Source organism: Ruegeria arenilitoris (assembly GCF_013032445.1).
Lineage (GTDB): Bacteria > Pseudomonadota > Alphaproteobacteria > Rhodobacterales > Rhodobacteraceae > Ruegeria > Ruegeria arenilitoris_F.
Genome location: NZ_WQCA01000052.1, coordinates 1 through 10,363 on the forward strand (window position 1 = coordinate 1; position 10,363 = coordinate 10,363).

General features: G+C 56.7%; 11 protein-coding genes. 3 read left to right on the plus strand and 8 right to left on the minus strand.

Annotation, left to right across the window (positions count from 1 at the left end; genetic code table 11):
• Window positions 1-192: 192 nt before the first annotated feature.
• Entirely contained in the window at window positions 193-1,476 is a 1,284-nt protein-coding gene (locus GOW98_RS24710) for a cytochrome-c peroxidase (RefSeq protein WP_170337157.1), read from the minus strand.
• A 3-nt stretch (window positions 1,477-1,479) separates the two neighbouring features.
• Between GOW98_RS24710 and GOW98_RS24715 the strand changes: the two genes are divergently transcribed.
• Window positions 1,480-1,950 (plus strand): tetratricopeptide repeat protein, encoded by a 471-nt coding sequence (locus tag GOW98_RS24715; protein ID WP_170337161.1) that lies wholly within the window; start codon window positions 1,480-1,482, stop codon window positions 1,948-1,950.
• Window positions 1,951-1,980: 30 nt separating this feature from the next.
• Here GOW98_RS24715 and GOW98_RS24720 read toward each other — a convergent pair whose 3' ends face one another.
• Genes GOW98_RS24720 through GOW98_RS24745 form a run of 6 tightly spaced genes read right to left on the minus strand, consistent with a single transcriptional unit; the run spans window position 1,981 to window position 7,558 of the window.
• Complete coding sequence (locus tag GOW98_RS24720; RefSeq protein WP_170337173.1) at window positions 1,981-3,042, minus strand: TRAP transporter substrate-binding protein; 1,062 nt, start codon at window positions 3,040-3,042, stop codon at window positions 1,981-1,983.
• Window positions 3,043-3,067: 25 nt separating this feature from the next.
• Window positions 3,068-4,357 (minus strand): TRAP transporter large permease, encoded by a 1,290-nt coding sequence (locus tag GOW98_RS24725; protein WP_170337175.1) that lies wholly within the window; start codon window positions 4,355-4,357, stop codon window positions 3,068-3,070.
• The gene (locus GOW98_RS24730) at window positions 4,358-4,945 is read right to left on the minus strand and encodes a TRAP transporter small permease (RefSeq protein WP_170337177.1); all 588 of its coding nucleotides are present in this window, start codon (window positions 4,943-4,945) and stop codon (window positions 4,358-4,360) included.
• 53 nt (window positions 4,946-4,998) lie between these two features.
• Window positions 4,999-5,514 carry a flavin reductase family protein gene (locus tag GOW98_RS24735; RefSeq protein ID WP_170337178.1) on the minus strand — a complete coding sequence of 172 codons (516 nt, stop codon included), beginning with the start codon at window positions 5,512-5,514 and terminating at the stop codon, window positions 4,999-5,001.
• Window positions 5,514-6,404 carry an aldo/keto reductase gene (locus GOW98_RS24740; protein WP_170337180.1) on the minus strand — a complete coding sequence of 297 codons (891 nt, stop codon included), beginning with the start codon at window positions 6,402-6,404 and terminating at the stop codon, window positions 5,514-5,516. Before GOW98_RS24740 ends, GOW98_RS24735 begins: the two co-directional genes overlap by 1 nt.
• On the minus strand, window positions 6,404-7,558 hold the full coding sequence (locus GOW98_RS24745; protein WP_170337184.1) for an LLM class flavin-dependent oxidoreductase: 1,155 nt from the start codon (window positions 7,556-7,558) through the stop codon (window positions 6,404-6,406). The genes GOW98_RS24740 and GOW98_RS24745 overlap by 1 nt, the downstream gene beginning before the upstream one ends.
• A gap of 105 nt (window positions 7,559-7,663) precedes the next feature.
• On the opposite strand from GOW98_RS24745, the gene GOW98_RS24750 reads away from it, so the two are divergent.
• Entirely contained in the window at window positions 7,664-8,374 is a 711-nt protein-coding gene (locus GOW98_RS24750; protein ID WP_170337200.1) for a GntR family transcriptional regulator, read from the plus strand.
• A 12-nt stretch (window positions 8,375-8,386) separates the two neighbouring features.
• Window positions 8,387-9,484, plus strand: a complete 1,098-nt coding sequence (locus tag GOW98_RS24755; RefSeq protein WP_170337188.1) for a Gfo/Idh/MocA family protein — start codon at window positions 8,387-8,389, stop codon at window positions 9,482-9,484.
• 112 nt (window positions 9,485-9,596) lie between these two features.
• Here the strand turns inward: GOW98_RS24755 and GOW98_RS24760 are convergent, their stop codons facing one another.
• Window positions 9,597-10,304 carry an IS6 family transposase gene (locus tag GOW98_RS24760; protein WP_170337193.1) on the minus strand — a complete coding sequence of 236 codons (708 nt, stop codon included), beginning with the start codon at window positions 10,302-10,304 and terminating at the stop codon, window positions 9,597-9,599.
• Between the last annotated feature and the right edge of the window lie 59 nt (window positions 10,305-10,363).

The following is a 10,363-nucleotide window of genomic DNA, read 5'->3' on the forward strand; positions in this document are numbered from 1 at the left end:
CCAAACGCTACGCACTCGCCCTGCCCCGCTCAAGTAAAGTTAATCTGACAAGACCTGTATATTGTTTCGCGCCGCTCTAATGGCTCAATTTCTCTGCTGATCATTTCATTCCCAGGCCCCCTCAGAAGGGACAGCCAAGAAGGACGGCAGGATACGATTCCTCTGACAGTACCTTTTCGATGTTAGAGATGGCTAAGGAATAAATCCTTTCGGCACCCCGAACTTCAATGAACCTACGCTGATACCTGTCAACGAATGCAGAAAAGCAATCAGGTTTTGAATTTCTAACTCCGTGAGTTGGACCGGAACAATGTCATTTTTTTTGCGTTGACGCTCCATTTCATAGTCGTCATCCCAAACTAAGAAATCAGTTTTTTGCAACCATGGCACCTCAGGTAATGTAGCCATTTCAGGACTCCAGTTGTCTAGGCTTGCCTGCGGATTTAGATGATGGCGAATGACGCTTTCAAGATCGGGGAAGGCACCATTGTGACCGTAAGGCGCGGTCAGGGCAACGTTGCGCAACATAGGGGTGCGGAACCTATAAGCATCCTCAAGGCGGTTGCTTTCACCCATGCGGCCTACATCCCGGACGAAGGGATCCCACTGCCTGGTGCGGCCCGGCCCAAAGGGCGGTAAACCCAAGGCATGGAACTTCTGATCTGACATGAGCGGCCCGGTGTGGCAGGTGGAGCAGCGTGCTTTGCCGTAGAAAAGAATCATCCCATCCAATTGAGCCGGCGAAAGGGCATTCGTTTCACCCGCGAGGTAGTGGTCAAATGGGCTGTCGGTGCTACGCCACTCTATCGCCATGAAAGCGGCCAGAGCATTGGCGATTTGCGTGATAGTGATGTCTTCAGTCGTCTCGATCTCATCAAAGGCGGCGACGATGGCCGGACCATAGCGTGGATCGGTGCGGACGCGTTTCGCCAGAATCGGCCAGCCTTTGTCAATACGATCATGCACCGCGCCTGTGACCTCATTCTCGGCCACATTGCCCGCCATTTCGAATTGTGAAGTCAGGGGAAACAGAGCCTGTGCCGCCAGCAGGGAATTCAGGCCCTCGGGCAGCCACTCCTGCGCTGGGGAATTGAAGGAGTTGCCGTAGACGTTGGAAATGCTCAGCCTGCCGTCATGAAAGACGGTGTGAATTTCCTTGGCCCCAAGGTTCCATAGGCCCGGAGAGTTACGAGGGATACGTTTGCGTATTCTGTCTGCCCCGGTGCCGGGTGTGCGGTCCGGCCCCAACCCCTGTCCGCCTTCTCCTATGCCCAGTGATAGCCCGTCCGAGGTGCCGAAGTCCGGGTGGTGACAATGGGCGCAGGTGATGTTGCGGTTGCCTGACAGGATCGGGTCGTAAAACAATTGATGACCGACAGCGGCCTGTTTCATATCAAAGGAGATAAATTCATCATCGGTTAGCGGGCGCGGCAAATCCTGTGCCGCAGCGGCCCCAACCCAGAAGAGAACAACCATCCCATGCGTCAGCTTGTTTTCGCCCTTTGCGTATTTGCGTCTCCGGCTCTGGCGGAACTGGAGCAAGCGCGCGATATGATGGAAGCCGGACAGTTTGAAGCCGCGCGCGAGGAGCTTCTTCCAGCCGCGCGCTCGGGCAACGCCGAGGCAGAGGAGTTGATCGGCGTGATGTACGGGCTGGGTCTTGGGGTCGAGCAGGATTACGAACGGGCCTTTGAATGGTATCTGCGCGCCTCGATGAAGGGGCATCCGGGGGCGCAGTCGGGAGTTGGCTGGTATTACGAATTGGGTCTTGGCATGCCTGCACCCGATTTGGTGCGCGCCTATATGTGGTACACGCTCAGCGCCATTGGCGGCGACCCCGACGCGGCGATCAGCCTTGAGGAAGTGGTTAAGAAAATGTCGCCGGAGCAGATTCAAAGGGCCCATGTGCTGGTCAACGACTACAAAGGGTGGATGTACCCGTTTCGGTGATAGCCGGGCTGCAAAGCCCGACCCATACACTTAGTTCAGGTCCGCATCGCGTGAGGCGTTCACATCGGCCTCAGCCGCAGCAACCGCTTCGGTCAACGCACCAAAGATTTCGTCCCCGCGGGCGACGTTGGACTGGAACCAGTCATAAACCGGGGTTGCGGCCTCTTTGAACGCGGCCTTCTGATCGGGCGTCAGGACATAGAGGTCTCCACCACCGGCGACAAAATCCTCGTAGGCCTGAATCGATTTGCGCTTGGGCGAGGCAAAGGTGGCCTGTTGTAGCGCATAGAAACCATCGACGACGACGCGGCGCATATCCTCGGGCATCTCCTGGAACTTGGCGTTGTTCATCCACCACAGTGCGCCCATATAGGCATGGCCGTCCAGCGTGACATATTGCAGACCCGCGTCAGGGAATTTCATGCCCATAATGTCGGTGATGCCGTTCTTGGATCCCTCGACCACGCCGGTCTGGAAGCTGGTGAACAATTCCGGCCATGGGATCGGTGTCGGCGAAGCTCCCAGAGCTTTGACCAGTTCCTGCGGCAGGTCGGCGACCACTGTGCGGATTTTTAGACCTTCCATGTCGGCAGGCTCGGCGACGCGGCGCTGTGTGTTGGCGAAGTTGCGCCAGCCGCCGGTGTTGCCAATGGTCATCAGACGTATCGCGCCGCCAGAATCCTCCAGCGCCATGTTACGCATGGTGCGGGTGAAGTCGCCGGACAGAACATGTTCGGCTATGCGGTCATCGGCCATCAGGTAGGGCAGGTCCAGAACCTGCACGTAAGGAAAAATGCCCGAGGCCCCTCCCGAGGTGGAGATGTAGATGTCGATGGTGCCATCGGCCACGCCTTGCAAGCATTCTGCGCCGTTGGAACACAGTTGGGTACCGATGAACAGCTCGACCTCAATCGCACCGTTCGAGGCGGCCTCGACATAGTTTTTGAAGACAATCAGACCGTCATAATCTTCGTCATTTTCGTTGGAGTTGGCAGTAGCGCGCAGTGTGTAGTCGGCGGCTGTGGCGGCCATGGCGGACGAGGCCACAAGCGATGTGGCCACCGCCGCGGTTTTGATGAAGTTTCTGAGCATGCGTTTCCTCCCTGTGATACTCAGTTCAGTTTGCAAATCCCGTTATCCTAGGGATCGTCATGGATAGTGCGGGGATATAGGTGATCAGGAAGATCACTATGATTTCGACGGCCAAGAACGGCAGGATCGCCTTGGCGATGGTTTCAACCCGTTCGCGCGAAACGGCGGCGGCGACGAACAGGACCAAGCCCATTGGCGGGGTGGCGAGGCCGACGGTCAGGTTGACGCTCATGATGATGGCGAAATGGATCGGGTCTACACCAAGGCTGGTGAAGATGGGTCCAAGGATCGGGCCAAGGATGATGATCGCGGGGCCTGCATCTAGAAACATGCCGACGATGAAAAGCAGCAGGTTGATCAGGAACAGCAGGATAAGCGGGTTTTCCGACAGGCTGAGGATCAGCGAGGCCAGTTGTTCCGGCGCATGGCTGAGACTGACAACCGTCTTGAACGCCATCGCTGCACCGACCAGCAGCAGGACGACGGCGGAGGTCATGCCTGCGTTGCTGAGAACTTCTGGCACTTCTTTCCAAGTCAATGTGCGCAGGACGAAGAAGCCGATTATGAAGGCGTAGCCCACGGCGACGGCAGCGGCCTCGGTCGGTGTGAAAATGCCGCCGAGAATGCCACCCAGAATGATCACCGGAGTCATCAATGGGAAGAAGGCTTTCAGGCTGGCCTGACGCCGTTCGGGCCAAGTGTATTTGCGGCTGGCCACGGGGAAGTCGTACTTGTCAGCCATCAGTTTGATCATCAGCATCAGGCCAACGCCCACCATCACGCCCGGCACAATGCCTGCAAGGAACAGCGCGGCGACGCTTTCGCCCATCACATAGGCGTAGATGATCATGATGCCCGAAGGTGGGATGATCGGGCCAATCACAGAACTCGCCGCTGTGATCGCGGCGGCGAATTTGCGTGTATAGCCCTGTTTTTCCATTGCCGGGATCAGCATCGACCCAAGCGCCGAGGTGTCCGCCACGGCGGACCCCGAGAGGCCTGCGAAGAGGATCGAACTCAGCACGTTCACATGCGCCAGACCGCCGCGCAGGTGGCCCATCAGCGCCTGGCTGAACTCGACCAAGCGGATGGTGATGCCACCGCGGTTCATCAACTCTCCGGCCAGCATGAAGAAGGGGATCGCCATCAGCGGGAAGCTGTCCATGCCGTTATAGACGTTGCGATAGAGCAGTGTGATGTCGTTTGTCTGACCGTTGAGCCACAGCAAGATACCGGGCGCAGCCAAAAGGGCGAAAAAGACCGGCAGGCCGATCAGCAGGAAAATCAAGAAGGTGGGTAAGAACCAGATCAGCACTTATTCAGCCCCCACTGCCGCGTCTGGAATTTCAGGCAACAGGTGACCCCCGCCCAGCAGAGTGATGAAGGATCGCAGGATCAGCTCGATATTCACCGAAATCAGCAGAATGATCCCCACCAGCAACGAAGCCATCATCCAACTGCGTGGTATTCGATACCATTCGTCGAACCCGAATGAGGTGGGCACGTATAGCGCTGCGGTGGCGAATTTGCCGCCAAAACCAGTGACCTCGGACCAGCCGATTTTGACCGCAACCAGCAAGACAGCCAGCGAGATCAGCAACAGGAACAGGTTGAGCGTCTGACCGATTGAGCGTGGCAAGAAGCGCTCCAGCATGTCGATGGCCACAAAGCCGCCGCGGCGAAAGGCGGTGGGTGCCATCAGGCCGGTCATCCAGAGCATGCAGAACCGCGCAGCCTCATCCGGCCATGGCAGAGCATTGCCCAGCACATACCGAAAGAACACCTGGATCAGGATTGCGATCACCATGAGTGCAATCGCAACGACACCAACCGCGCGGCCCAGACGCAGCACGATTTCGTTCACGAATGCAATCGGCGCAAGCGCCGATGCCAGTCCGCCCATGCGGATCCTCCCTTGTTCAGCCGCAGGTATGTCCCGCGGTCGTCAAATCGCGCTTAGTGCTGCGCGAATTGGCCGAGTTTCCCGGCGTAAAAGGTCAGCGCGTCTCCATCCGCCATGCTGGCCTTGAGAACCTTTCCCACTACAATAACGTGATCACCTGCGTCGTGATACGCGTGCTGTTCGCATTCGAACCGCGCCAGACAGTCCGGTAGGATCGGCGTTCCGTTTTCGCACCGCTCATGAGCGATGTCGCGCAACGCAAAGGCGTCTTTCGAGCATCCGAAGCACAGCTCTGCTTGTTCCGAGGACAGCACATGCACGCTGAAATGGCGGGCTTTGTGGAAATAGGGGAAACGGCGCGAGTTGCGGTCGCCCGCCCACATGATCAGGGGCGGGTCCAGTGACAGAGACGAAAAGCTGTTGGCCGTAATGCAGATCGGCCCGTCCGCGCTGTCGCAGGTGACAATGGTGACGCCGGTGGCAAAACGGCCGAAGGCGTCGCGCAGGGTGCGGGTGTCGTCCTTATGCGGAACGAAGGTGTGGGTCATGTCCTTTGAGATTGCGTTCATCATGGTACCTCATGCCCCAGCGCCGCCTCATACAGGCGGAACCAGCTCTCGCGATCCAATTTGACTTTCAGCGCATCCGAGATCCGCTTGATGCGGTCCAGATTGTTGGTGCCCAGAACCGGCAGGATGCCTGCGGGATGCGCCAGTAGGAACGCAATCGCGACGGCAGCGCGGTCAACACCGAACTCTTCGGCGATCTCGTCCGCAACCAATCCAACCGGAGGGTTGCCGGCCATCAACAGCCCCCCGCCCAGTGGCGACCATGCCATCAGTGGGTGCCCGTGCTGCTGGTGAAAGGCCAGATCGCCGTTGGTGAAGGGGCTGATCTCGCCCAGCGAAATCTCGATCTGGTTGGTAACCAGCGGGGTCTTCATCGCTGGTTGCAGTAGGTTCCAGTCCCATGGGCGGAAGTTGGAAACACCTACCTCGCGCACCTTGCCGCTTGCGACCACTTCGTCCAGCGCAGCGCCGGTTTCATGGTGGTCCATGAATGGATCAGGGCGGTGGACCAGCAGCAGGTCAATGTGGTCAATCGCCATCTCGGACAGAGAGGTTTCGACAGACTTCAGGATGTGCGCTCGCGAGGTGTCGTAGTATTTGACCTTCGCATGCGAATACCGGCCGCACGGGGCAACGATATCGCATTTGGTGACGATCTCCATTTTCTGGCGCAGCGCGGGGTTTTCGCGCAATGCAGCCCCCAGAACGGCCTCGGCATTGTAGTCGCCGTAGATGTCGGCCTGATCGAAGGTGGTGATACCCTGATCCAGACAAGCCTGGATTTTGGCTTCGACATGAGCCGCCGAGGTGTCTGTGTCGTCGCCCAAGCGCCACATGCCATAGACAAGGCGGCTCATTTCCAGCGAGTCAGAAACTTTCACACGTTGCATCAGCGACGAACTCCGTAGCCCAGCGGTGTGGCCGGGGTATTTGCAGGAACTCTTCCGTAAGCTTCCGGAAGAGAGCAGGTTTTCAGGTTCGGCAGAACACGGCTGCCGAAATGGCGGGCTTCGTCCATGTGGGGATAGCCCGAGAAGATGAAGGCGCGGATGCCCATCTTCTGATATTCTTCGATCTTGGACATGACCTGATCCGTCGACCCGACCAGCGCTGCTCCACAGCCCGAACGCGCGCGCCCAACGCCGGTCCACAGCCCGGGTTCAACATAGCCATACTCATCGGCCAGATCGCGGTTCTTGGCCTGGTGCGCCACGCCCAGCGAGGTCGAATCAAGCGCCCGTTCCCGTATCGCGCGGCCATACTCGTCGTCCAGTTTCGAGACGATATAATCGGCGTATTCTTGCGCCTCGGCCTCGGTATCGCGAACGATCATGTGAACGCGCAGGCCATAGTCCAGCGTGCGGTTGTAATTCTCGGCAACCGCGTGAACGGCCTTCATGCGTTCGGCCAGTTGGTCCTTGGTTTCGGGCCACATCAGGTAGACGTCACAATGCTCGCCACATAGGTCCAGCGCAGAGGGAGAATAGCCGCCGAAATAGAGTAGCGGTCCTCCAGTCTGGTATGGCTTGGCCGGATCAGTGGTCAGGCCTGAGAAGTTATAGACTTCGCCTACATGATTGATCTCATCCTGCGTCCAAGCCTGTTTCAGGATCTGTACCACTTCGCGAGAGCGCTGATAGCGGAACGCGCTGTCGGCTTTCTCACCGGGAAAATCGGATGAGATGATATTGACTGTCAAACGCCCCTTCAGCATGTGATCCAGCGTTGCAATGGTGCGGGCCAGCATGATCGGCTGCATCTCACCGCAGCGTACGGCAGCCAGCAGGTTGATCCGGTCGGTGATTGGAGCGCAGCCCGCGACAAAGCTCAGCGTGTCCTGACCAACCTGGTAGGAGGACGGGCAAAGGATGTTGCGGAACCCCTGCGCTTCGGCCTCTTTCACAATGCTCGAGCAATGCTCCCAACTCGACCGCAGGTTGCCATCGGGAACGCCAAGGAATTGGTAATCATCGGAACACAGCGCGGCAAACCAGGAAACTTCGGCCGCATTTAGATCGGGGGATGTGATGGGGACGATGCTCATTTGATTCACGCTCCGTACATCTTTGACTTTCCTCTTGCGTAGCAATCGCTTTGATGTAGATCAATAGTGTATCAATTTTTACTGCGACTGAGTGAAGCGTCTATCGTGCTTGCGTCCAACCGAAACCCAAATGCCCTGCCGGTATATATTCAGATCGCGGAACTTCTGATCCGCGACGTCGCGGCTGGGCGCCTTATTGATGGCGAGCGTTTGCCGCCCGAGCGCGAGATGGCGGCGGAGTTGAATGTCTCAGTTGGAACGCTTCGAAAATCGCTCTCCGAGCTGGAAAAAAAGGGGATGTTGGAGCGTATCCAAGGCTCAGGCAACTACATCCGCGAGACCGGCACACAAAAAAGCGTCTATGCAATGTTCAGGCTGGAACTACCTGAAGGGGGTGGCCTGCCACGTGCGGATATCCTGTCAGTTGACCATCTGAAGAAGCCAGTCGATCTGCCTAAATTCGGTGCTTCTGATGCCGGTTCGCGCGTGCGGCGGATGCGCTACCTGAATGATACAATCATCGCCGTCGAAGAAATTTGGCTAGACGAATCAGCGGGCCTAGTCGACCAGAGCCTCCTGTCCGACTCACTCTATCGCTATTATCAGCGCCAATTGGGCTTTTGGATCGCAAGAGCCGAAGACAGAGTCTCTGTCCGGCCGCTACCGGACTGGACACCTCCTGACTTCACTAAACCAGCGGGCCAAGCGGTAGGTTATATCGAGCGGTTCAGCTGGTCGGAAAACGCCGAACCCGTTGAATTCTCAAAAACATGGTTCGACCCAGATCGGGCCAACTACGTACAACGTTTGAAGTAAAAGGAATCGCACATGACCCGGACCATCAATTACGGGCTGATTGGATGCGGAATGATGGGGCAAGAGCACCTGCACAATATAGGATTGCTGGAAGGTACTAATGTGGCAGCAATCTTTGAGCCCGATCCAGAGATGGCAAAAGTCGCCAAGGCAATTGCGCCAACTGCAGCCATGGTTGGTTCCGTGCAAGAGCTTCTGGCGGTTGAAGAACTGGACTGCGTCGTCATTGTTAGCCCAAACCATCTTCATGTGGACCAGATTTGCGAAATCGCTGAAACACGTCCACTACCGCTTTTGGTAGAAAAGCCATTGTTCACTGACCCGCAAGACGTGGCCCGACTCGAGCAATTGGAGCATGACTACCCCTGCCCGATTTGGGTCGCGATGGAATACCGGTACATGCCCCCTATTGCTGCTCTGATCGAGAAGGCTCAGGCGACAGGTGGTATAAAAATGTTATCGATCCGCGAGCATCGTTTTCCTTTCCTGGAAAAGGTCGGCAACTGGAACCGTTTCAACCGCAATACTGGTGGTACTTTTGTCGAAAAATGCTGCCACTTCTTCGACCTCATGCGTCTAATATTGAAATCCGACCCGGTGCGTATAACGGCAAGTGGTGGGCAGGCGGTGAACCATTTGGACGAGAGTTACGACGGTCAAACCCCAGATATTCTGGATCACGGCTATGTTCTTGTCGACTTTGCTTCGGGTGCGCGCGCGATGTTGGAACTTTGCATGTTTGCCGAAGGCTCTCGCTATCAGGAAGAAATTTCGGCCGTCGGACCAGATGCTAAGATCGAGGCGCTGGTTCCAGGACCCGAGCGCTTTTGGCAGGATCACTTGGGCGCCCCCCCGCCTCCGCGAGTAATAATCAGTCCGCGCAATCCCAAGGGTCCTGTATCAATGGATGTTCCAGTAGACCCGAACCTGTTGGCGGCTGGGGATCACAATGGGTCGACCTACTATCAGCATGAAGGATTCTTGGCCGTGCTTCGTGGCGAAAAAGCAAAGCCGGATGTGAGTTTGAATGACGGCCTTTGGGCCGTCAGAATGGGGCAAGCAGCGCAAGAGGCAATAGACACCAGCGAAACGGTATACATGGTCGATTGAATGGAACCAAAAACACGGGTGCGTTTTGCAGCCGCTAAAAGACCCCATATTGCTCGAACGGTGCTGTCAGAGGAATTCTAACCAGTCTCAGTTTGCCGAAGAAACCGTGAATCTATCCGGTACAAAGTTCGCGCCACTCGGCAAGAGCGGCGGTGCGTGTCAGCTTGAAGATATCTCTCCTGGCGAGCGATCTTTCCTGGTTGAAATGGTTGTAGACGGAGGAGTGGACGGAGGCGAATTTCTGTAAACTTCGCATGCGCCTGAAACGTTGCATGGCGCGTTCGCGTCGTCGAAACGGAAGATGCGAATTCTCTACGCGATTGTTGAGCCACCTGCCCTTCTGTTGTTTTTCGAGAGCACCCAAATCTCTAAGCGCAGCTTTGTAGGAAGCGAAACGATCCGTCACGATCTCATCGGCGCAACCATGGCGCTTCATTAATTTCTTGAGGAATTTCAGTGCTGCGGCCTTGTTTCGACGCTTCGTGACGACGGCCTCAAGCACTTCACCTTCGTGATCAACAGCACGCCAGAGATAGTGGCGTTTGCCGTTCACCTTCACAAAGACCTCGTCCACATGCCATTTCCATTTGGAGAACGCGCGCAGCTGCTGAACACGCTTCTGCCTTATCTCAGCAGCAAACATCGGGCCAAACCTATTCCACCAATATCGGACAGTTTCGTGGCTAACATCGATCCCGCGCTCATGCAGCAAATCTTCGACGTTCCGAAGAGAGAGCGGGAATCGGATGTATAACATCACCGCAAGACGGATGACCTCGGGACTGGTCTTAAAGTATTTGAAGGAGGCTGGTCTGGTCATGGGCAAAAGGCTACGCAACCGCCCTGCCCCGCTCAACCAAATTTCTTCTGACAAGACCC

Bases quoted from the DNA above. Each gene is read 5' to 3' on its own strand.
- GOW98_RS24710 (WP_170337157.1), bottom strand. From the start codon at position 1,476: ATGGTTGTTCTCTTCTGGGTTGGGGCCGCTGCGGCACAGGATTTGCCG.
- GOW98_RS24715 (WP_170337161.1), top strand. From the start codon at position 1,480: ATGCGTCAGCTTGTTTTCGCCCTTTGCGTATTTGCGTCTCCGGCTCTG.
- GOW98_RS24720 (WP_170337173.1), bottom strand. From the start codon at position 3,042: ATGCTCAGAAACTTCATCAAAACCGCGGCGGTGGCCACATCGCTTGTG.
- GOW98_RS24730 (WP_170337177.1), bottom strand. From the start codon at position 4,945: ATGGGCGGACTGGCATCGGCGCTTGCGCCGATTGCATTCGTGAACGAA.
- GOW98_RS24735 (WP_170337178.1), bottom strand. From the start codon at position 5,514: ATGAACGCAATCTCAAAGGACATGACCCACACCTTCGTTCCGCATAAG.
- GOW98_RS24740 (WP_170337180.1), bottom strand. From the start codon at position 6,404: ATGCAACGTGTGAAAGTTTCTGACTCGCTGGAAATGAGCCGCCTTGTC.
- GOW98_RS24745 (WP_170337184.1), bottom strand. From the start codon at position 7,558: ATGAGCATCGTCCCCATCACATCCCCCGATCTAAATGCGGCCGAAGTT.
- GOW98_RS24755 (WP_170337188.1), top strand. From the start codon at position 8,387: ATGACCCGGACCATCAATTACGGGCTGATTGGATGCGGAATGATGGGG.
- GOW98_RS24760 (WP_170337193.1), bottom strand. From the start codon at position 10,304: ATGACCAGACCAGCCTCCTTCAAATACTTTAAGACCAGTCCCGAGGTC.